Genomic DNA, 20929 nt, shown 5'->3' with positions numbered 1-20929 from the left:
CGCCGCCGCCCCCACCCCGACCGCCGCGTCCGCGTTTGCCTCGCCTCCGGGCAGCTGCTCTGATGAGTGGCCGTGAGCGAGAGCGATACGGCCGCGGCGGTCGAGGCGGTGTTCAGGATCGAGTCCGCCCGGATCATCGCCGGTGTCACCCGCATCGTGCGGGACGTGGGCATCGCCGAGGAGCTGGCCCAGGACGCCCTGGTCGCCGCCCTGGAGCAGTGGCCGGAGCAGGGCGTCCCGGACCGGCCGGGCGCCTGGCTGATGACGACGGCCAAGCACCGCGCGATCGACCTCGTCCGCCGGCGCGAGACGTACGCGCGCAAGCTCGCCGAGGTCGGGCGGTCGCTGGAGGACGTGCCGCCGCCGGAGCCGGCCGAGCCGGACGACATCGACGACGACCTGCTGCGGCTGATCTTCACCGCCTGCCACCCGGTGCTGGCGGCCGACGCCCGGATCGCCCTGACCCTGCGACTGCTGGGCGGTCTGACCACCCAGGAGATCGCACGCGCCTTCCTCGCCGCCGAGCCGACCGTCGCCCAGCGGATCGTCCGGGCGAAGCGCGCGCTCGCCAGGGCGAACGTCCCGTTCGAGGTCCCGTACGGGGAGGACCGGGAGGCCCGGCTCTCCTCCGTGCTGGAGGTCGTCTACCTGATCTTCAACGAGGGCTACTCGGCCACCGCCGGCGACGATCTGCTCCGGCCCGCGCTCAGCGAGGACGCGCTGCGGCTGGCCCGGGTGCTCGCCGGACTGGTGCCGCAAGAGCCCGAGGCGCACGGGCTGGCGGCCCTGCTGGAGTTCCAGGCCTCCCGGACCGCCGCCCGGACCGGTCCGGACGGGCAGCCGGTGCTGCTGGCCGACCAGAACCGCGCCCGCTGGGACCGGCTGCTGATCCGGCGCGGATTCGCCGCGCTGCAGCGCGCGGGCACCGGGCCGTACTCGGTGCAGGCCGCGATCGCCGCCTGCCACGCCCGGGCGGCGCGCTACGAGGACACCGACTGGGCCGCCATCGCCGCGCTGTACGCGCGGCTGGTGACGCTGACGCCGTCCCCGGTGGTGGAGCTGAACCGGGCGGTGGCCGTCTCGATGGCCCAGGGCCCGGCGGCCGCACTGGAGCTGGTGGACGCCCTGGCCTCGGCGCCAGCCCTGAAGGAGTACCACCTGCTGCCGAGCGTCCGCGGCGACCTGCTGGCCCGGCTCGGACGGACCGACGAGGCGCGGGCGGAGTTCGAGCGGGCGGCGGCACTGACCCGCAACGTCCGGGAGCGGGAGCTGCTGCTCGTCCGGGCCGCGGAGGCGGGCGCCCCCGTACCCCGGAGACCGTCCGACGCCTCGAACGGCCCAGCCGACCCGGACGGCGCGGACGACCCGGACGGCGCCGCCCACGCGGACGGCGCGGCGTGACGGGCCCCCCGGGCCCGGCTACGCCCCGTCGTCCAGCCGCAGACGGGCGCTGACCTCGCCGAGTCCTTCCGCCAGGACGGCCAGCTGCTCCCGGCTGAGCACGTCGATCAGGAGCTCGCGCACCAGGGCGACGTGGCCCGGGGCGGCCTGCCGCAGGGCCTCGCGCCCCTCGTCGGTGAGCTCGGCGAAGACACCGCGCACGTCACTCGGGCACGAACGGCGGCCGACCAGGCCCGTCCGCTCCAGCTGGGTGACCTGGTAGGTGAGACCGCTCTTGGAGGTGACCAGCTTCTCCGCCAGTTCGGTCATCCGGAGCGAGCCGGCCGGCGCGGCGGAGAGGTGGACCAGGATCTCGTACTGGGTGTGCGAGAGGCCGGAGTCCTCCTTGAGCTGGCGCTCCAGCCGGCGGTTCAGCAGGTTGCTCGCGGTGACGAAGCCCCGCCAGGCGGCCATCTCGTCGTGGTCGAGCCAGCGCGGTTCGCTTCCGGGGGGCGTGGAGGGCATGGAGAGAGCCTACTCCTGTTGTTCAAATTCGAACGAAGGTGTACGGTCGACGCGTCAAGGTTCAAAGTTGAACTACCTGCCCCGGAGCGGCCGGTCCGGCCGGGGTCGGGACGCCCGCGGAAGGAAGCCGAGGAAGCCGCCATGAGCACCGCCGCCACCGAGCGCATGCCCGCCCTCTACCTCTCGCACGGCGCGCCGCCGCTCGCCGACGACCCGGTCTGGCCGGGCCAGCTGGCCGCCTGGTCCGCCGACCTGCCACGGCCCGAGGCGATCCTGGTGGTCTCCGCGCACTGGGAGGAGGCTCCGCTCGCCCTCGGCGCGGTCGCTCCCGTGCCGCTGGTCTACGACTTCTGGGGCTTTCCCGAGCACTACTACCGGGTGCAGTACGCCGCCCCCGGAGCGCCCCGACTCGCCGATCGGGTGCGGAAGCTGCTGCGCGCCCCCGGCACCCCGGTGCAGGACGTCCCGGACCGCGGCCTGGACCACGGCGCGTACGTCCCGCTGGTGGAGATGTTCCCGGAGGCGGACGTCCCGGTCCTCCAGGTCTCCATGCCCACGCTCGACCCGCAGCGGCTGCTGGAGATCGGCCGCCGGCTCGCGCCGCTGCGCGACGAGGGCGTGCTGATCGTCGGCAGCGGCTTCTTCACCCACAACCTGCGGGCGCTCAGCTCCGACGGCCGGGTCGGCTCGGTGATGGCCGAGTTCGACGACTGGGGCCGGCGCGCCCTGGAGGCCGCGGACCTCGACGCACTGCTCGACTTCGAACGCAAGGCCCCGGCCGGGCGGCTCGCGCACCCGCGCACCGAGCACTTCGCCCCGCTGTTCGTCGCCCTCGGCGCCGGCGAGGCCGACCTGGGCAGCCAGCGGAGCGTGATCGACGGCTTCTGGATGGGACTGGCCAAGCGCTCGATCCAACTCGGCTGAGCGCCGGACGAACGTGGCCGGCGGCTCGGGCACGGCCATCGCTCAGACGGCGCAGCAGGTGAAGCGCTCGCCGATGTGCTCGGGCTGCTCGACCTCGTCGACCAGTGCCGCCGCGTAGTCCGGCACCGAGATCCAGCTGCGGCCGGCGGCGTCGCCGAGCAACTGGTCCAGGCCGGTTCGGTAGCGACCGGTCCGCTCCCCCGGCACCAGTTCGGCCGGCGGGGAGAGCACCGTCCAGCGGACGTCCACGACGGTGTGCAGGTGGGCGAGGGCTGCACCGTGCGCGCGCATCGTCTCCAGCACCCGCTCGGGCAGGCCGGGCGTATCCCAGACCCGGACACCCGGTGCCGTCTCCAGGCTGCCCGCACCGCCGACCACGATCAGCCGGGGCGCCTCGTCGCCGAGCGACCGCAGGCCCTCGACCAGCGAGCGGGCGGCCGGCTCGATGAGCGCGCGGTGGCCCGCACCGTCGCCGCCGCCGACGGCGCTCACCAACACGTCCTGGCCGGCCGCGACGCGCGCCACGTCCCCGGGCCGCAGGACGTCGCCGGGAAGGACCGCGGCCGCTGCGCCCCGGTGGCGGGCGGGGTCGCGGACCACGGCGGTCACCCGGTGCCCCCGCGCCACGGCCTCCGCGACGACGGCGGCGCCGATCCTGCCGTTGGCTCCGATCACGGCGATGCCGGCCATGGGGTACCTGCCTTCCGGTGCGCTGCTGGGGCGCGTCACAGCGTCCCACGTCCGGCATTCGGCCTGCGGGCGGCCGGACCTGACACGCTGTCGGGTGCACCCCTTGGCGCCGGGTGGAAGGCTGGCACCATGAATGCCGACACCCGGGGAGCCGCCCCGAAGCCGGAACCGGCCGCCACGACCGTCACCCGCGCCACGGCGGTCACGGCCGCTGCGGGCGGTGGTCCGACGGGCGGTGACCACGTCCGGGCCGCGCTCGACGAGGTGCTGCGCGCCCTCGGACCGCACGCCGCCGACCGCGACTGGTCGGTACCGGCCGGACCGCTGGAGTGGAGCTGCCGGGAGACGGCCGTCCACATCGCGCACGACCTGCTCGCCTACGCCGGCCAGCTCGCGGCCCGCCCGGCCGACCGCTACCTGCCGCTCGACCTCACCGTCCCGCCCGAGGCCGGACCCGCGGAGGTGCTCACCGTCGTGGCCGCCTGCGCCCGGCTGCTGGCCATCGCCCTGGACGCCGCGCCGTCCGACCTGCGGGCCTGGCACTTCGGGCCGTTCGACCCGCCCGGCTTCGCCGCCATGGGGGTGTCCGAGCTGCTGCTCCACACCCACGACATCGCCCTCAGCCTCGGCCTGCCCTGGCGGCCGCCGGCCGGTCTCAGCGCGGCGGTGCTGGACCGGCTCACCACGGACGCCCCGCCCGGCGATCCGGGTGACGTCCTGCTCTGGCACACCGGTCGCGGAGAGCTGGACGGCCGCCCGCGCAAGTCCTCGTGGACCTGGCGGACGGCCGTGGCCGAGAGCTGACGGCTGTGCCTCAGGCGGTGGCGGCCCGCTCGGCCTCGCTCCGCTCGACGCAGAACTCGTTGCCCTCGATGTCGAGCAGGGTCACCCACCCCTTGCCGTCCGGGGTGCGGTGGTCTCCCTGGAGCGTGGCACCGAGCGCCAGCAGGCGTTCGACCTCCTCGTCACGGGTGCGGTCCTGCGGCTGGAGGTCCAGGTGGGCCCGGTTCTTCACCGCCTTGCCCTCGGGCACCTGGATGAAGAGCAGCCCGGCGCCGGCCGTCTGCACCAGCGCCTCCGGGTCACCCGGGTTGTCGTCGTCACTGACCTTCGCGTCCAGCACCTCGGCCCAGAACTGCGCCAGGCGGTAGGCGTCGGCGCAGTCGATCGTCATGTGTCGCACAAGAGAAGCCATGCCGGCCACTCTGGCCCGGTGCCTCCTCCCGGTCCAGTGGTTATGCGGAGCGGCTGTGGAGGTGCCCGTCCAGCGGGAACTCCGGTGGCAGGGCCGGGAGCACGGACCGGAGGCCGTACCCGGTCTTCTCCGCGACCCGGCAGGACGCCGCGTTGTCCACCTGGTGCAGCAGGTCGAGCCGGACCAGGCCGTCGGCGGCGAAGGCGGCGAACGCCCAGCCGGTCAGCACCTCCAGCGCGCGCGGGGCCACGCCCCGGCCGCGGGCGGCGGCGGCCGTCCAGTACCCGACCTCGGCCGCCGGGCCGCCGGGCTCGGCGCGCTTGAGCACCACATTGGCGACCAGCTCGGCCGGGGCGTCGGTCCGGCCGTCGCGGGGCTCCAGGACGGCGAAGCTGTACCGGTGGCCCTCCGCCCAGCCGCGGCGCTGCAGTTCGAGCCAGCGGGCGGCCTCGGCCGGGTCGTTGACCGGGGTCCGGGTGAAGCGGCGCAGGGTCTCGTCGCGGTAGACGGCGATCAAGGCGGGCGCGTCCTCCTCCCGGAAGGGCCGCAGCACCAGGCCGCCACCGGACAGGGACAGGTCGGCGGCGACAGCCGCCCCCGCGGCGGACGCCCGGGCCGGGTGGTCCCCGGCCGGGGGCAGGTCCGCGGTGGGCAGATCCGCGGTGGACGTCACTTCAGCCCCTCCCAGCCCCAGCGCGGGGTCGGGCCCGGGTCGCCGAGGTCCGCACCGGCCGGCGCCGCCGAGACGTCCTTGGCGATCTTCGTACCCCAGTCGAAGTACTCCAGCACCCGCCGGCGCAGCAGCTCGTCGTCGGGCAGCTCCTTCCGGACCGCCTCGCCCATCAGCTCCATCCAGCGGCCGCGCTGCTCCTCGGTGATCGCGAGGCCCAGGTGCGAGCGGAGCAGCGACTGGTGGCCGCCGAGCTCCCCGGTGAAGCGGGCCGGGCCGCCGAAGATCTCGCCGAGCCAGACGGCGACGTGCTCGATGTGGGTGGTGGTGAAGTTCGCGAAGACGGGCGCCAGCACCGGGTCGGCCAGCACGCCCTCGTAGAAGGTGTTGCTCAGGCGGCGCAACGCGTCGATGCCGCCGATCGCGTCGTACAGGTTTCCGGACCGTTCGTCGCTCATGCGTGTTCTCTCCCCGTGGTGGGTGCGTCGGCACCTTCTGTCCGACACCTTCCTAACAGCCCGGCGGGGGTACCGAGTCCCCCTGCGGGCCCCTGTTCGCCGCGGGCTCAGCAAGTGGAGGCGCGCGTTCCCGCTCCGGGCCGGCCGCGCCGCCGGGACGGGCCGGGCCGGTGGCCCCCGTCTGCCGCTTGACCTTGACGCTGGAGGCAGGGTTGGAGGCTTCCGGGCATGGACGAGAGCACGGAACACGAAGCAGTCTCCCGGGTGGTCGTGGTCACGGGGGCCGGCACCGGGATCGGCCGGGCCACCGCGCACGCCTTCGCCGCGCAGGGACCGGAGGTGCGGGTGGTGGCGGTCGGCCGGCGCGCCGAGCCGCTGGCGCAGACGGCGGACGCCCACCCCGACCGGATCCACCCGCTGGCCGCGGACATCACCGCGCCCGGCGCCCCCGAGGCGGTGGTGCGGGCGGCGGTGGAGCGGTACGGACGGCTGGACGTCCTGGTCAACAACGCCGGGATCGTCCGCAGCGGCGCCGTCGGCGGCCTGGACCGGACGGGGATCGACGCCCAGCTCGCCACCAACCTGACCGCCGCCCTGCTGCTCGGACAGGCCGCGCTGACACCGTTGGAGGCGAGCCGGGGCGTCATCGTCAACGTCACCACCTCGGTCGGGCAGCGCGGTTGGCCGGGCAACTCGGTCTACGCCGCGAGCAAGGCGGCGCTGGAGTCGGTCACCCGCAGCTGGGCGGTGGAGCTCGCGCCACGCGGCGTCCGGGTGGTGGCGGTGGCGCCCGGGGCGATCGACACGCCGATCGGCGGGCACTCCGGCCTCGGCGCGGAGCAGCAGGCGGCCGTCCGGCGGTGGCAGATCGCCCACACCCCGCTCGGCCGGATCGGCCGGCCCGCCGAGGTCGCCTGGGCCGTCACCCGGCTCGCCGCCCCGGCGGCCTCGTTCGTCACCGGAGTAGTGTTGCCCGTCGACGGCGGCGCCGTCGTGGGGTGACGGGGTGGAAGGACGGGGCGGGGTGCTGATCGGCGAGCTGGCGCGGGCGACGGGGAGTACGGCCCGGGCGCTGCGCCACTACGAGCAGGCCGGGCTGATCAGCTCCTCGCGCGCGGCCAACGGCTACCGGGAGTACGGCGAGTCGGCGGCGGTGCGGGTGCGCAACATCCGCGCGCTGCTGGCCGCCGGGTTCACCCTGGAGGACGTCCGGCCGTTCCTGGGCTGCCTGGACCACGACGTCCTGTCCGCCCCGCCGTCCGCCGCCGCGCTGCGGATCGCGCGGGAGCGGCTGGCCGTCCTGGAGCGCCGGATCGAGGCGCAGACCGCGGCCCGGGACCGGCTCCTCGCCGCCCTGGCGACGGCGGAGACGGCCCGGGCCGGCGCCGCGACAGGCCCGGCCGGCGCCGGGAGTTGACGCGGACGGACCGAACGGGTGACACCCCCGATCGGGGGTGTGCAGCGCGGCACGGGCGGAGGACAGTGGGCGCATGCAGATTCCCCTCTCCGTGATGGACTTCCTCGACCGGGCCGAGCTCGTCTACGGCGACCGGGTCGGCATCGTCGACGAACCGGTCCAGCCTGCCCCGACCTGGGGCGAACTGACCTACCGCCGGGTCGCCGAGCTGGCCCGGGCCCAGGCCGCCGGGCTGGACCGGCTGGGCGTCGGGCCGGGTGAACGGGTCGCGATCGTCTCGCACAACTCGGCCCGGCTGATGACCTCGCTGTACGGCGTGAGCGGGCACGGCCGGGTGCTGGTCCCGGTGAACTTCCGGCTCAAGGCCGAGGAGGTGTCGTACATCGTCGAGCAGAGCGGCGCGTCCGTGCTGCTGGTCGACCCCGAGGTCGCCGACGCGCTGGACGGCGTGACGGCCGAGCACAAGTTCGTGCTCGGTGCCGAGAGCGACGCGCTGCTGTACGACTTCGACCACGCGCCGCGCCGGTACGAGTGCGGTGAGGACGACACCGCGACGATCAACTACACCAGCGGAACCACCGCGCGCCCCAAGGGTGTTCAGCTCACCCACCGGAACATCTGGCTGAACGCCGTGCTGATGGGCCTGCACTTCGGCACCACCGACCGGGACGTCTACCTGCACACCCTGCCGATGTTCCACGCCAACGGCTGGGGACTGCCGTTCGTCCTCACCGGGCTGGGCGCGCAGCACATCGTGCTGCGCAAGGTGGACGGCGCCGAGATCCTGCGCCGGGTCGAGCGGCACGGGGTGACCTTTCTGTGCGGCGCCCCCGCAGTGGTCCAGATGGTGCTGGACGCGGCCGCCGACTGGGAGGGGCCCGTCCCCGGCCGGGACCGGGTGCGGATGATCGTGGCCGGCGCCCCGCCGCCGACCTCGGTGGTGCAGCGCGTCGAGGCCGAACTCGGCTGGGAGTTCATGCAGATCTACGGCCTGACCGAGACCTCGCCGGTGGTGACGGTCAACCGCGGCCGCTCCGAGTGGGACCTCCTGGAGCCCGGCGAGCGGGCCGAGAAGCTGGTGCAGGCCGGCTCCCCGGCGATCGGCAACAAGGTGGCGGTGGACGGCCAGGGCGAGGTGCTGGTCCGCTCCAACGTCGTGCTGTCCGGCTACTGGAACCAGCCGCAGGAGACCGCGGAGGCGATCCGGGACGGCTGGTTCCACACCGGTGACGGCGGCACCCTGGTCGACGGCTACCTGACCATCTCGGACCGGAAGAAGGACGTGATCATCAGCGGCGGGGAGAACGTCTCCTCGATCGAGGTGGAGGACTGCCTGTACGACCACCCCGCGGTCGCCGAGGCCGCGGTGATCGGCGTCCCGGACGAGAAGTGGGGCGAGACGGTCAAGGCCCTGGTGGTGCTCAAGCCGGGCCCGGAGGCCGCCGGTGTCTCCGCGGCGGACCTCATCGCGCACTGCAAGCAGCGACTGGCGGGCTACAAGTCGCCCACCTCGGTGGAGCTCCGGGACGCACTGCCGCGGACCACCACCGGCAAGCTGCAGAAGTTCCGGCTCCGCGAGCCCTACTGGGCGGGGCGGGAGCGGAAGGTCAACTGACGCCGGCGCCCGGCGCCAGCAGACCGGACTCGCGGGCCGCCAGGGCGAGCTCGGTGCGGTTGCGGACGCCGAGCTTGTGCATGGCGTTCTTCAGGTAGCCGGTCACCGTGTTGCAGGTGAGGCCCAGTTGGGCGGCGATCTCCGGGTTGGTCCGGCCGGTCGCCGCCCAGCGCAGCACCTCGTGCTCGCGCCTGGTCAGTACGGCCGGCCGGGCCGGCGGGGCCGGGGCCGCGGCTCTCGGCGACCGCCCGCCGTCCGGCGCGCCGCTCCAGGCCGCCGCCCCGGCCAGTGCTCGGGTGGCGGCCGCGGCGAGCCGGGTGACGGCGGCGATCCGCACGTCCCCGAACGGGACGACCGCGCGCAGCGAGGCGTACACCACGCCGTGCACCGTGCCGCCGTGCAGCAGCGGAACGGTGAGCATCGCGTACAGGTCCTCGGCGGTGACGGCGGCGTCGTAGTGGTGCGAGATCGTGGTGGCGGCCCGGTAGTCGGGCACCCAGGTGGGGGCGCGCTCGGCCAGCGCGCGGCCGCCCAGCCCGGTCCCGGCGGGGACGGCGAGGTCGTGCAACAGGTCGGCCCGGGTGCCGGCCCAGTGCCGCAGCACCATGCCCTCCGGGCCCCGGGTGCGGCGGCCAGGCTCGGGCACGCCGACCAGGCCGACGTCGGCGCCGCAGTCGGCGACCACCCGGCGGGCGAGGTCACCGAGCACCGCGTCCCGGACCAGATCGGCGGCCCGGCGCGCGAGGTCGTCGGCGTCGGGGCCGTCGGCGGCACGGCCACCGGTGTCGCGGCCGCCGGCCGCACGGGTGGGGGTGTCCGCAGCCCTGGTCATCGCGCGATTCTCACACGCGGTGCGGCCGGTGGCGAGGGTCGCGACAGGCGTCTTATGCCGAGTTCCGGGCGGGTGCACCGGATGGGGCGTAGGGTGCGGGCTTGGGTTACCCGCGAGTCACCTCACCCCGCGGCGGGTTCCGGCCGACCGGCCACCGCCGGCGCGGACCACCACGGGCACGAACCACGACGGACACGGACGTGAAGGGGATGTCGTTGACGACGGATCCGAAGGACCCGGGACCCCGGGACGTGCTGACCGGCCTGCTCGACGACCTGCGGGCCGAGAGCGCGGTGCTGGACGGCCTGGTGGCGGGGTTGGAGCCGGCCGGATGGGCCGCGGACACCCCCGCCCGCGGGTGGACGGTCGCGCACCAGATCGCCCACCTGGCCTGGACCGACGACTGGGCGGAGCTCTCCGCCCGCGACCCCGAGGCCTTCACGGCGGAGTCCGGCCGCGTCTTCGGGGAGCTGGTGGCCGCGGGCGCCGACCCGGTGGAGGACGGGGCGGCGCGCGGCGCGGCCGAGGAGCCGGCGAAGCTGCTGGACCGGTGGCGGGCCGGACGGGAACGGCTGGCGGCCGCGCTGGCCGCGGCCCCGGGCGACGCCCGGCTGCCCTGGTTCGGGCCACCGATGAAGGCCCCGTCGATGGCCACCGCGCGGCTGATGGAGACGTGGGCGCACGGGCAGGACGTCGCGGACGCGCTGGGCGTGGTCCGCGAGCCGACGGCGCGGCTCCGGCACGTCGCGCACCTGGGGGTGCGGACGGCGGGGTTCGCCTTCTCGCTGCACGGCCTCCCGGCCCCGACGGACCCGATCCGGGTGGAACTGACCGCTCCGGACGGTGAACTGTGGACCTGGGGGCCGGCCGACGCCGCGGACCGGGTGAGCGGCCCGGCGCTGGACTTCTGTCTGCTCGTGACGCAGCGCCGGCACCGGGACGACCTCGCCCTGACCGCCACCGGCACGACGGCGACGGCCTGGCTGCCGATCGCGCAGGCCTTCGCGGGTGCGCCCGGCCAGGGGAGGAAGGCGGGCGGCGGGCAGTGACCGGAGTGGGGCCCACCGGCCCCCGCCCGTCAGGGCCGGACCCACTCGTCCGATCGACCGATCATCCGTCATATCTGCACGCCGGCCGGTCAAACCACCCCTTTCGGCGATGTACGGGTGCGGGCGCGCATGATGCAATATCCGAGAGGCCCGGCGCGGCGCAGGCACCCCCACGACTGCACCGCGCCGGCCCCCCTCGGCCACCTCGGCCGCCCGTCGGTGCCGCCGGATCGCCGGGCGCCGCCACGGCGCCGCCCTCAGATCCCCAGCCGCAGCGGGCTGAGCCGGGTGGCGACCAGGTTGGTGGCACCGCGGTCGCGCTCGATATGGCCGTGGACCAGCAGGCCGGCCCGGTCGAGCGCGGTGCGTCGCTGGGACTCCCAGACCGGGCGGCTGCAGATCACGTTGATCAGGCCGGTCTCGTCCTCCAGGCTGAGGAAGAGCACCCCGCCCGCCGTCGGCGGCCGCTGGCGGTGCGTCACCAGTCCGCCGATCACCACGGCGGTGCCGGGCGCCACGTCCGGCAGCTGGGCGGCGGTCAGCGCGCCGCCGCGCTCCAGGTGCGGACGCAGGTACTGGACGGGGTGCCCGCTGGCGGAGCTGCCGGTGGCCCAGAGGTCGGCGATGGTCTCCTCCACCGGGGTCATCTCTGGCAGCTCCGGGGCCTCGGTACCCGGCGTGGTGCCGGGCAGCAGCGCCGCCGAGACGCCCGCGTACGCCCCCGCCGCCCAGAGCGCCTGCCGCCGGCCCAGCCCGAAGCAGCCAAACGCACCCGCCGTGGCGAGGGCTTCCAGCACCGGTGCGGGCAGACCGGTCCGGCGGGCGAAGTCCTCCAGGTCCGCGTACGGCTGCCCGGCCGCGATCGCCTCGGCCTGCGGGGCGCCGATCCCCCGGACCGTGTCCAGACCGAGCCGGATGGCCGGCTGCGGCTTCCCCGCGGTGAGCGGCGGCTTCGGGGTCGGCCCCCGGTACGGCTCCAGGGTCGGCCGCGGCCCGCTCGCGTTGACGTCCACCCCGCGCACCCGGACGCCGTGCCGGCGGGCGTCCGCGATCAGGCTCAGCGGCGAGTAGAAGCCCATCGGCTGGTTGGCCAGCAGGGCGCAGGTGAAGGCCGCCGGATAGTGGTACTTGAGCCAGGCGCTGGCGTACACCAGGTAGGCGAAGCTGATCGCATGGCTCTCCGGGAAGCCGTAGCTGGAGAAGGCCTCGATCTTGGTGTAGACGTCCTCGGCCACCTCCTCCGGGATGCCGCGTTCGGCCATGCCCTCCAGCAGCCGGTCGCGCAGCCGGGCGACCCGCTCGTGCGAGCGCTTGGAACCCATCGCCTGGCGCAGCCGGTCGGCCTCGGCGGGTGTGAACCCGGCGCAGTCGATGGCCAGTTGCATCATCTGCTCCTGGAACAGCGGCACCCCGAGGGTCTTGCCGAGGGCGTTCTCCATCAGCGGGTGCGGGCAGCCGGCCGGCTCCACCCCGGCCCGGCGCCGCAGGTACGGGTGGACCGAGCCGCCCTGGATCGGGCCCGGGCGGATCAGCGCGACCTCCACCACCAGGTCGTAGAAGTGGTCCGGCTTGAGCCGCGGCAGGGTGGCCATCTGGGCGCGCGACTCGACCTGGAACACGCCGACCGTGTCGGCCCGCCGCAGCATCGCGTAGACGCCCGGGTCGTCGTCCGGGACGGTGGCCAGGGTGTGCCGCACGCCGTGGTGTTCGGCGATCAGGTCGCAGGTGTCGTGCAGTGCGGCGAGCATGCCGAGGCCGAGCAGGTCGATCTTGACCAGCCCGGCGCCGGCCACCGAGTCCTTGTCCCACTGCAGCACGGACCGGCCCGGCATCCGAGCCCACTCGGTCGGGCACATCTCGCCGATCGGCTCCCGGGTGAGCACCATGCCGCCCGAGTGGATTCCCAAGTGACGCGGCAGGCCGTGGAGTTGGCCGGCCAGGGCGAGGACGTCGGCGGGGATGACGGCGTCCGCACCGGGCGTGGAGCGGAAGTCGGCCTGCCGGCTGAACGCGTCCACCTGCCCCTGCGGGTAGCCGAGCACCCGGGCCGCGTCGCGCAGCGCCAGCCGGGGCCGGTAGGTGATCACGTTGGCGACCTGGGCGGCGTGCTCGCGCCCGTAGCGGCGGTAGACGTACTGGATGACCTCCTCACGGCGGCGGTTCTCGATGTCCAGGTCGATGTCGGGCGGTCCGTCGCGGGCGGTGGAGAGGAAGCGCTCGAACAGCAGCTTGTAGTGGATCGGGTCGACGGCGGTGATCCCTAGCGCGTAGCAGACCGCCGAGTTGGCCGCCGAGCCGCGGCCCTGGCACCAGATGTCCTCCTGCCGGCAGAAGTCGACGATGTCGTGGACGATCAGGAAGTAGCCGGCCAGATCGAGCTGCTCGATGACGTCCAGCTCCCGGGCGAGCTGCCGGCGGGCGGGGACGTTGCCGGACCCGAAGCGGGCCGGGCCGCGCTCGGCGACCAGGGCGCGCAGGTGGCTGATCTCGGTGTGCCCGGGCGGGACGGGGTAGCCCGGCAGCTCCGGGTCCAGCCGGGTGAAGTCGAAGGCACAGGCGCGGGCCAGGTCGACGGTCGCCTCCCGCACGCCGGGGAAGCGCGCCAGCCGGCCGGCCATCTCGCGCCCCGAGCGCAGGTGCGCGGTGCCGGCCGCGTGCGTCCAGCCCGCCGCCTCCCGGAGCGTACGGCGCTCGTGCAGCGCGGCGAGGCTCTGCGCGAGCCGGCCCTGGGCGGGACCGGCGTGATGGGCGTTGGTGGAAGCGACGACGGGCAGGCCGAGCCGGGCGGCGGAGGCGGCGAGGGCGTCGTTGCGCAGGTCGTCGCCGGGCAGCCACCGGTCGATCAGCTCGACGTACACGTTGTCCCGGCCGAACGCCTCGACGAGGCTCTGCAGCCGGTCCTCGGCCGTCCGCCGGCCGGCGGGGCCGCCCTCGGCGAGGGCGGCCGGCACCCGGCCGAGGCGGCAACCGGTGAGCACCGCCCAGTGGCCGCCGTGCGCAGCCGCCAGTGCCGCGAAGTCGTATGCCGGGCGGCCCTTGGCCCCGCCGGCCAGCTGGGCGGCGCTGATCGCCGCGGAGAGGCTGCGGTAGCCGGCCGGGTCGCGGGCCAGGACGAGCAGGTGCTCGGTCTCCCGGCCGGGGGACCGGGCGGGGTCCGGCTCTGGGCGGAGGGTCAGTTCGGCGCCGAACACCGTGCCGATGCCGGCCTCGCGGGCCGCCTCGGCGAAGCGCACCGCGCCGTAGAGGCCGTCGTGGTCGGTGAGGGCGAGCGCCTCGACGCCCAGCCGGGCGGCCTCCGCGACGAGTTCCTCGGGGTCGCTGGCTCCGTCGAGGAAGCTGAAGGCGGAGTGGACGTGCAGCTCTGCCCAGGCCGGGGCACCGCTCGGCTCGGCGGGGCGGGGGGCGCGCTCCTCCGTGCGGCGGCGGAGCGGGACGACCTCGCCGCCGGCCGGGTCCGGCCGGACGCCGGCCAGACGCCGGTGCAGTTCGCTCCAGGGGAGTGCGGGGTGGCTGGTGAAGCCCATCGGGGGTCGTGCCTTCGGTCGTGCTCTGCTGTTGACTCCCCCCGCCGTTGCCTCCGGCCGGTGTTGCCCCCCGGGCCGATGGTCCCCCACCGCTGTCGCATCCGGCCGGATCAGTCGTAGCCCGCCTCCACGAACCACGCACCGCCCTCCACCGTGAGCAGCAGCGCCCGGCCGTCCGCCACCGTGACCTGGAAGCGCGCCCGGCGGCGGGCGAGCGCCTGGTCCCACCAGTACTCGACCGCAGGCCAGGGCCCGGTCCAGCCCTCCACCGCCAGCTCCCGCCCGCACAGCGCGACCCGGTCGGGCCGGGCCGACACCCCCGCCCGGCCGTCCACCACCACCGGCCGCCCCTCCGCGTCCAGTACGGCGGCCGGCACCGGGGTGCGGTGCACCACGGCCGGCCAGACGTCCGGCAGGCGGCCCGGCCAGGGCGCGTCGGCCGGTGCCGCCGGGTCGTACGGCTCACCCCACGGCACCCGGACCGCCTGCTCGGCCGGGCCCCGCCCGCCGGCCGGCTCGATCCGCCGCAGCCCGGCGTGACCGAGCACCGCCTGGACCCGGGCCACCGCGCGCTCCACCCGGTCGTCCGCGACCGCCTGCCCCCAGAGCGCCAGCTGCCGCCCCTGGTCCGGGGAGAGGTCGTCGGGGACGAGACGCAGCGCGGTGAAGCCCGCGCCGTGGGGGGCGGGGCGCGCGCCGTGCTCGTCCCCCGCCCCGGCCGGGGTGTCGAACGTGCCCGCGCCCTGCCAGGCCTGGAGCTGCCAGCGGACGCGTTCGGCGAGCGCCGTCGCCGACAGCCGGCCCTCGTGGCGCCAGAGCCGTGAGACGGTCCGCCCGTCGGCGCAGGACACCTCGACGGCGACCCGCTGGCAGGTCAGGCCCGCGCCGGCGAGCCGCCGGTGCAGCTGCTCGGCCAGGGCGCGGGCGACGAACACCAGCGGCTCGGCGAGCGGCTCGGGCGGGTCGAAGCGCTGTTCGACGGAGAGGTCCGGCCCCTCGGCGCGCGGGACCAGCGGGCGCGGCTGGAGCCCGCGGGCCAGCCGGTGGGCGACCGTGCCGGTCGGGCCGAAGCGGTCCGCGACCGCCTCGGCGGGCAGCGCGGCGAACGCCCCGACGGTGGACAGGCCGAGCCGGTCCAGCAGCTCCGCCAGCTCCTCGTCACCGAGCGCGGCCACCGGGTAGGGCGCGAGGAACTCCGCCGTCCGCCCGGCCGGCACCAGCACCCCGGCGCGGGCGGCCAGCACGGCGGCGAACAGACCGTCCGCGACGCCGACCCGGCCGTGCGAGGCGGAGGTCGGGGTGGTCGGGGGTGCCGCCGGACCGGCGGCCGGGGGCGGGTACTCGGCGGGACGCTCCTGCGGCGGGTACCCGGCGGGGCGGGCGAACCCGCCGCGCGCGCCGTCCCGGGCCGCCGGCGCGGCGGCGAACAGCTCGTCCACGGCCGCCGCCCGGCGGCGGACCCCGGCCCGGTCGGCGTCCGCCGGGTGCAGCGGGGTGACCGCCGCCGGGCCGCGCACGCGCCGGGCGGCGCCGGTGGTGGCGGCCGGGTCGGTGCCACGGTCGGCGCCGGGCGTCGTGGGGGTCGGCCCGGCCGGGTGTCCGGCGCCCGCCTCGGCGTCGGCGGGGTGGGTCTGCGGACCCGCGTCCGGCCCGGTTCCCCCGGCCGGGCCGCTCCCGGACCGCTCGGCCGGCGGGCGGGCCAGCGCGGCCGCCACCGCCGCCTGCACCCCGGCCGCCAACGCCGCCTCGCCGCCGAAGTACCGGCCCGGCCCCTTCACCGGGATCGCGCACAGCCCCGGGCGCAGCACCTCCACCCGGGGGGTGAACGCCTCCACCGCGGCGACCACCGGCTCGAACCGGCGGGTCTCCGCCTCCGGGTCCCGGTCGCGCAGCTCCAGCGCCGGGCAGAGCCGCTGGGCCAGCTTCAGCCGCTGGCCCTGCCGCACCCCGGCTGCCCGGGCCGCGTCCGAGCAGGCCAGGATCCGGCCCCCGGCGACCACCGCCACCGGGGTGCCGGCGTCCCCGCCGACCGCCGTCACCGGCCAGTCCGGGCACCAGACCACCAGCACCCGCGGGGTCACGGCCGCGCCGCCGGCCCCGGGCGCCGTTCCGCCCTCGGTCATCTCACACCACCGCCATACGTTCGAGGCCCGTCCCGGCGGCCTCCGACGCCACGTCCTCCTCCGTCTCCCCCGTGCCGACCACGCCGGCCGTCCCGGCCGCGGCGGCAGGCTCGGCCACCGCCCGTACCGCGCCGTGCTCGTCCGGCAGCCAGAGCCGGGCGGTGTGCCCGCGCACCGCGGACCCGCGTCCCTCGGCAACCACCTCCACCTGCCGCCCGGTGAGCCGCCCGTGCCCGTCCCCCAACCCGAACCACCGCGCGGACCGCACGCCCAGCCGCAGCCCCGCCCCCGGCCACGGCCCGGCCACCAGCAGCACGCAGCCGCTGCGCCGCAGCACGGCCGCCAGCCGGCCCGCCAGCTTCGGCGCCACCGGCCCGTCCGGGCGCAGCATGATCAGCTCGACCGCTCCGGCCAGCACCGACACCACCTCGGCCCAGTGCGACCCGGGGTCGTCCGCCACCAGCAGCCGCCGCAGGTCCAGCCCGTACCCGGCGGCCGCGGCCAGCCCCAGCTCCGGCAACCCGACGGCCGCCGCCCACCCGCCGTCCGACTCCCGCACCCCGGCGGCCAGCGCCAGCAGCAGCCCGAGGTCCCCTCCCCCGACGGACACCGCCGTCCCGCGCCGCAGCCCGCCCTCCGGCAGCACCTCCCCCAGCGCCGGCAGCACCGGCAGCAGCCCGCGGCCGCCGGCCCCCTCCCCGCCGCCGAGCGCAGCCGCCGACACCACCGGGCGGAGCGGCTGCCGCTCGGCGGTGGATTCGAAAACAGATTCGAAAACGGGCACACCCCCAGGATCGAACATCCGTTCGCAAAGATTCAAGTCCGACACGTCCACCCCATCCGTCACGCTCCGTGTGCCGTGCCGGGCGGTCGTCACGAGACGAGGCGCCTCGACGGGGCGCGGAGCCGGGCGGGAGCCGGGCGGGAAATGCATGGAGCCGGCCGGCGGGGGGCCGTACGATCGGCCGCGAGCGCGCGAAAACACGGTCCGGTCGGTAGTCCGGGCGCCATCGGCCCCGAGCCGGCGGTCAGTAACCTCCCTCCCAGGGTGTCCGGCGTGCTCCTCCCGGCGCGCGACCGCGCGCGGGGCGTGGCACGACCATGGGAGGACGCACCATGCCGAGCACGTTCAGCGTGTTCTTCGACGACCCGTTCTGGGTCGGGGTGCTGGAGGTCTCAGCACCCGGCGGAGTACGCGCGGCACGCCATGTCTTCGGCGCCGAACCCGGCAACGCGGAGTTGCTGGAGTTCGTCCGACGGGACTTCGGCAGGCTGCTGGACGCCGCGTTCGCCGCACCCGAGGTGGCCGTCGAGCGGCGGGCCCGGCAGCGGGCGGTGAACCCCAAGCGGCTCGCCCGGCAGGCCGCGAAGGAGCAGGCGGCCCGGCCGCTGAGCAGCGCGGCGGAGGAGGCGCTGGCACGGGCGCACGAGGAGGCCGGGCACCTGAACCGCGCGGCCGCCAAGCGGCGTACCGCCGAAAACGCTCGCGAGCAGCGGGAACTGTCCCGGCGTCAGGCCCGCGAGCGGCACCGGGGCCGGTAGCCTCCGGCGGCGGGGCCGTGGCCCCGCCGCCGTCAGGCGGGCGGCGGGCCGCTGTCGGCGGAGGCCGTCAGCCGGGCGGCGCGCAGGCTGAGGTGGTGGCGCTCGGGCAGGCTGGCGGTGCGGCGGGCGGCGGCCCGGTAGTCGGCGACGGCGGCCTCCCGCTCCCCCGCCAGCTCGTGCAGGTGGGCGCGGACCGCGTACAGCCGGTGGTGGTCGGCCAGGCCCGGCGGGACGTCTGCGAGCAGCGCCAGCCCGGCGGCCGGACCGTCCACCATGGCGGTCGCCACTGCCCGGTTCAGGGTGATCAGCGGATTGTCGGAGATCCGGGCCAGCACCCCGTACAGGGCGAGGATCTGCGGCCAGTCGGTCGCCTCCGCGGCCGGGGCCTCGTCGTGGACGGCCGCGATGGCCGCCTGCACCTGGTACGGCCCGACCGGTCCGCGCGGCAGGGCGGCCGTGATCAGCGCGACGCCCTCGGCGATCGCGGCGGCGTCCCAGCGGCTGCGGTCCTGCTCGGCGAGCGGGACGAGCTCGCCGTCCGGGCCGGTCCGGGCCGGTCCGCGGGCCTCGTTGAGCAGCATCAGCGCGAGCAGCCCGGCCACTTCGCTGTCGTCCGGGAGCTGGGCGCGGACGGCGCGGGTGAGCCGGATCGCCTCCCGGGAGAGCTCGACGCGCCGCAGCTCCGGTCCCGCGCTGCCGGCGTAGCCCTCGTTGAAGATCAGGTAGAGGACGTGCAGCACCGCGTCCAGCCGGGCCGGCCACTCGGCGGCGTCGGGCATGCGGAACGGCACGCCGGAGGACTTGATCCGCTGCTTGGCCCGGCTGATCCGCTGGCCCATGGTCGCCTCCGGAACCATGAACGCCCTGGCGATCTCCCCGGTGGTCAGCCCGCCCACCGAGCGGAGGGTGAGCGCGATCGCCGAGGCGGGCGAGAGGGCGGGGTGGCAGCAGAGGAAGAGCAGGGCGAGGGTGTCGTCACGCCCCGCGGGATCGCCCTCGTCGGCGGGCGCCGCGGTGCGCCGGTCGGCCGGCAGCTGCCCGGCCACGAGGTCCTCGCGCCGGCGGCGGGCCTGCTCGCTGCGGACCTGCTCGGTCATCCGGCGCACCGCGACCTGGATCAGCCACCCGCGCGGGTTGAGCGGAAGCCCCTCCTCCGGCCACTGCCGGGCGGCGTCCAGCAGCGCCTCCTGGACGGCGTCCTCGGCGGTGTCGAAGTCCCCGTAGCGGCGGGTGAGCACGCCGACGACCTGCGGCGCGAGGGCGCGCAGCAGGTCGTCGATCCGCTCGGCGGGTGCGGTCACTGCTCGGTGGGCGGCGCCGACATCACCTGGCGCACCTCGATCGGCATGTTCAGCGGCGCCCCGCCCGGGCCGGGGGCGGCGGAGACGGCCGCGGCGATCTCGACCGCGCGCTCGTCCCGGTCGCAGTCCACGATCCACCAGCCGGCCACCCACTCCTTGGTCTCCGGGAACGGCCCCTCGGTGACCACCGGCGCGCCGCCGCTGTGCGACCGGACGATCCGGGCGGTCTCCGGCATCGCCAGCCCCTGGGCGTCCACCAGCTCCCCGGCGGCGGCGAGCTCGGTGTTGGTGTCCTTCATGAAGCGGATGTGCGCCTCGATCTCCTCGGGCTTCCACTCGTCGATCCGGGGGAAGTCGGTACCGGCCTCGCTGAACTGCATCAGCAGCATGTACTTCATGGTCCTGCGCCTCTTCTCGTCTCGTCGGGGCACCCGGTGGGGCGCCTCTCACCTGTAGGTAGAAGCACGCCCCGCGATTTCGACGTCCTCGGCGGGGAATCTTCGAGAAAGTTAGCGGGATCCCGGCGGCGCCCGCGCACCGACGCCCCGGCCCGACCGCCCTCACGCGGCTCCGGCCGCCCCCGGCCGTGCCCTCCGGACCACGTTGACCGGCCCCTGACCTGCCCCTAAGGTCGGCCTGTGCAGCGATACGACTGGCTGAAGCGGATTCAGCGCCTGGATCCGGAGACCGAGTTCACCGAGATCTACCGGATCAGCAGCTGGTACGAGTTCCCCTGGGACACCACCCAGTCGCTCGGCTTCGCGCTCTACCGCACCTACGCGGTGCCCAGCATCGGTCGGCTGCTCGCGCGGACCGGCGAGTTCACGCTGCGCGCGCAGAAGCGGTACGACGACACGGTGCTGATCCTGGAGGCCGTGGTCGAGCACGGCTTCGCCTCCGAGCAGGGTCGGGAGGCGATCCGGCGGATGAACCAGATGCACCGCCGGTACGACATCTCCAACGACGACTTCCTGTACGTGCTGGCCACCTTCGTCGTGATCCCCAAGCGCTGGCTGGACGACTACGGCTGGCGCCCCTACTCGCCGCACGAGGTCCGGGCGGCCACCAACTACTACCGGGAGCTCGGCCGCCACATGGGCCTGAGCGGCATCCCGGAGACCTTCGAGGAGTTCGAGCGGCTGCTCGACGACTACGAGCGCGCCCACTTCGGCTTCGACGAGGGCGGCCGCGACGTCTCGGACGCCACCCTCGGCCTGATGTCCTCCTGGTACCCCGCCCCGGCGCGCCCCGCGATGCGCACCTCCTCCCTCTGCCTGCTCGACGACCCGCTGCGCGAGGCCTTCGGCTACCCGGCGCCACCGGCCGCGCTCCGGCGGGCCGTCCGCGCCGGCATGCGGCTGCGCGGGCGCCTCGTCCGCCTGCTGCCGCCGCGCCGCAGGCCGCACCTGGCGCGGGACGGCCGGCAGGTGCGCAGCTACCCCGGTTACCCGTACGGCTACCGGATCGGCGAGCTGGGCACCTTCGAGGAGGGCGGTGCGCCGAAGCCGTCCGGCTGCCCCTTCCCGCACGCCGCGGCCCGGCCGGAGGCCCGCTCCGAGACGCCCGCGGAGGACTGACACCCCTGCCGGGACACCCCTGCCGGTCGGGCGGCCGCGCGCCCGAGCGGTGCCCCGCCGTCCACCGGGCCGGTGTCGGTGGACGGCGGGACGCCGGGGGCCGGGCG

At 75.9% G+C, this 20929-nt stretch carries 20 protein-coding genes; 9 read left to right on the top strand and 11 right to left on the bottom strand.

All coding sequences use genetic code 11. The features are described from left to right. The first annotated feature begins 72 nt into the window (after positions 1-72). Positions 73-1401 (top strand): RNA polymerase sigma factor, encoded by a 1329-nt coding sequence (locus ACF9IK_RS27425; RefSeq protein ID WP_395296765.1) that lies wholly within the window; start codon positions 73-75, stop codon positions 1399-1401. Between the two features lie 18 nt (positions 1402-1419). Here ACF9IK_RS27425 and ACF9IK_RS27420 read toward each other — a convergent pair whose 3' ends face one another. Further along, the gene (locus ACF9IK_RS27420; protein ID WP_395296764.1) at positions 1420-1905 is read right to left on the bottom strand and encodes a MarR family winged helix-turn-helix transcriptional regulator; all 486 of its coding nucleotides are present in this window, start codon (positions 1903-1905) and stop codon (positions 1420-1422) included. Between the two features lie 141 nt (positions 1906-2046). On the opposite strand from ACF9IK_RS27420, the gene ACF9IK_RS27415 reads away from it, so the two are divergent. Beyond that, positions 2047-2829, top strand: coding sequence for a dioxygenase family protein (locus ACF9IK_RS27415; RefSeq protein WP_395296763.1), 783 nt, complete (start codon positions 2047-2049; stop codon positions 2827-2829). Positions 2830-2871: 42 nt separating this feature from the next. On the opposite strand, the gene ACF9IK_RS27410 is transcribed toward ACF9IK_RS27415, so the two are convergent. After that, on the bottom strand, positions 2872-3519 hold the full coding sequence (locus tag ACF9IK_RS27410) for an NAD(P)-dependent oxidoreductase (protein ID WP_395296762.1): 648 nt from the start codon (positions 3517-3519) through the stop codon (positions 2872-2874). Positions 3520-3648: 129 nt separating this feature from the next. On the opposite strand from ACF9IK_RS27410, the gene ACF9IK_RS27405 reads away from it, so the two are divergent. Beyond that, complete coding sequence (locus ACF9IK_RS27405) at positions 3649-4323, top strand: maleylpyruvate isomerase N-terminal domain-containing protein (RefSeq protein WP_395296761.1); 675 nt, start codon at positions 3649-3651, stop codon at positions 4321-4323. A gap of 10 nt (positions 4324-4333) precedes the next feature. On the opposite strand, the gene ACF9IK_RS27400 is transcribed toward ACF9IK_RS27405, so the two are convergent. The 3 genes from ACF9IK_RS27400 to ACF9IK_RS27390 form a co-directional block, all read right to left on the bottom strand. Continuing rightward, positions 4334-4714, bottom strand: a complete 381-nt coding sequence (locus tag ACF9IK_RS27400) for a VOC family protein (protein WP_395296760.1) — start codon at positions 4712-4714, stop codon at positions 4334-4336. A 40-nt stretch (positions 4715-4754) separates the two neighbouring features. Then, positions 4755-5291 (bottom strand): GNAT family N-acetyltransferase, encoded by a 537-nt coding sequence (locus tag ACF9IK_RS27395; protein WP_395298698.1) that lies wholly within the window; start codon positions 5289-5291, stop codon positions 4755-4757. A gap of 92 nt (positions 5292-5383) precedes the next feature. After that, positions 5384-5842, bottom strand: a complete 459-nt coding sequence (locus ACF9IK_RS27390) for a group II truncated hemoglobin (RefSeq protein ID WP_395296759.1) — start codon at positions 5840-5842, stop codon at positions 5384-5386. 228 nt (positions 5843-6070) lie between these two features. On the opposite strand from ACF9IK_RS27390, the gene ACF9IK_RS27385 reads away from it, so the two are divergent. The 3 genes from ACF9IK_RS27385 to ACF9IK_RS27375 all read left to right on the top strand — a co-directional run bounded on the left by ACF9IK_RS27385 (position 6071) and on the right by ACF9IK_RS27375 (position 8874). After that, the gene (locus tag ACF9IK_RS27385) at positions 6071-6844 is read left to right on the top strand and encodes an SDR family NAD(P)-dependent oxidoreductase (protein ID WP_395296758.1); all 774 of its coding nucleotides are present in this window, start codon (positions 6071-6073) and stop codon (positions 6842-6844) included. A 4-nt stretch (positions 6845-6848) separates the two neighbouring features. Next, positions 6849-7259 carry a MerR family transcriptional regulator gene (locus ACF9IK_RS27380; protein ID WP_395296757.1) on the top strand — a complete coding sequence of 137 codons (411 nt, stop codon included), beginning with the start codon at positions 6849-6851 and terminating at the stop codon, positions 7257-7259. A 73-nt stretch (positions 7260-7332) separates the two neighbouring features. Continuing rightward, the gene (locus ACF9IK_RS27375) at positions 7333-8874 is read left to right on the top strand and encodes an AMP-binding protein (protein WP_395296756.1); all 1542 of its coding nucleotides are present in this window, start codon (positions 7333-7335) and stop codon (positions 8872-8874) included. Here the strand turns inward: ACF9IK_RS27375 and ACF9IK_RS27370 are convergent. Next, complete coding sequence (locus ACF9IK_RS27370) at positions 8867-9706, bottom strand: LuxR C-terminal-related transcriptional regulator (protein ID WP_395296755.1); 840 nt, start codon at positions 9704-9706, stop codon at positions 8867-8869. The genes ACF9IK_RS27375 and ACF9IK_RS27370 overlap by 8 nt on opposite strands. A gap of 215 nt (positions 9707-9921) precedes the next feature. On the opposite strand from ACF9IK_RS27370, the gene ACF9IK_RS27365 reads away from it, so the two are divergent. Next, positions 9922-10755: a TIGR03084 family metal-binding protein gene (locus ACF9IK_RS27365; RefSeq protein WP_395296754.1), complete on the top strand. Its 834-nt coding sequence runs from the start codon at positions 9922-9924 to the stop codon at positions 10753-10755. A 257-nt stretch (positions 10756-11012) separates the two neighbouring features. Here ACF9IK_RS27365 and ACF9IK_RS27360 read toward each other — a convergent pair whose 3' ends face one another. The 3 genes from ACF9IK_RS27360 to ACF9IK_RS27350 form a co-directional block, all read right to left on the bottom strand. Next, a complete protein-coding gene (locus ACF9IK_RS27360; RefSeq protein ID WP_395296753.1) occupies positions 11013-14279 on the bottom strand; it encodes an error-prone DNA polymerase in 3267 nt (1088 codons plus the stop codon). 110 nt (positions 14280-14389) lie between these two features. Next, on the bottom strand, positions 14390-16402 hold the full coding sequence (locus ACF9IK_RS27355) for a hypothetical protein (RefSeq protein WP_395296752.1): 2013 nt from the start codon (positions 16400-16402) through the stop codon (positions 14390-14392). A 1-nt stretch (position 16403) separates the two neighbouring features. Then, positions 16404-17186, bottom strand: a complete 783-nt coding sequence (locus ACF9IK_RS27350; protein ID WP_395296751.1) for a hypothetical protein — start codon at positions 17184-17186, stop codon at positions 16404-16406. 332 nt (positions 17187-17518) lie between these two features. Here ACF9IK_RS27350 and ACF9IK_RS27345 point away from each other — a divergent pair, with 332 nt between their 5' ends. Further along, a complete protein-coding gene (locus ACF9IK_RS27345) occupies positions 17519-17944 on the top strand; it encodes a YjdF family protein (protein ID WP_395296750.1) in 426 nt (141 codons plus the stop codon). 32 nt (positions 17945-17976) lie between these two features. Here ACF9IK_RS27345 and ACF9IK_RS27340 read toward each other — a convergent pair whose 3' ends face one another. Then, the gene (locus ACF9IK_RS27340; protein WP_395296749.1) at positions 17977-19245 is read right to left on the bottom strand and encodes an RNA polymerase sigma factor; all 1269 of its coding nucleotides are present in this window, start codon (positions 19243-19245) and stop codon (positions 17977-17979) included. Further along, entirely contained in the window at positions 19242-19643 is a 402-nt protein-coding gene (locus ACF9IK_RS27335) for a YciI family protein (protein ID WP_395296748.1), read from the bottom strand. Before ACF9IK_RS27335 ends, ACF9IK_RS27340 begins: the two co-directional genes overlap by 4 nt. Before the next feature lie 240 nt (positions 19644-19883). On the opposite strand from ACF9IK_RS27335, the gene ACF9IK_RS27330 reads away from it, so the two are divergent. Continuing rightward, the gene (locus ACF9IK_RS27330; protein WP_395296747.1) at positions 19884-20822 is read left to right on the top strand and encodes an oxygenase MpaB family protein; all 939 of its coding nucleotides are present in this window, start codon (positions 19884-19886) and stop codon (positions 20820-20822) included. Positions 20823-20929 lie beyond the last annotated feature (107 nt).

It is taken from the genome of Kitasatospora hibisci, from assembly GCF_043950205.1.
GTDB classification, from domain to species: Bacteria; Actinomycetota; Actinomycetes; order Streptomycetales; family Streptomycetaceae; genus Kitasatospora; species Kitasatospora hibisci.
The sequence above is the reverse complement of the archived record's forward strand: the minus strand, read 5'-3'. Positions and strand labels throughout refer to the sequence as shown.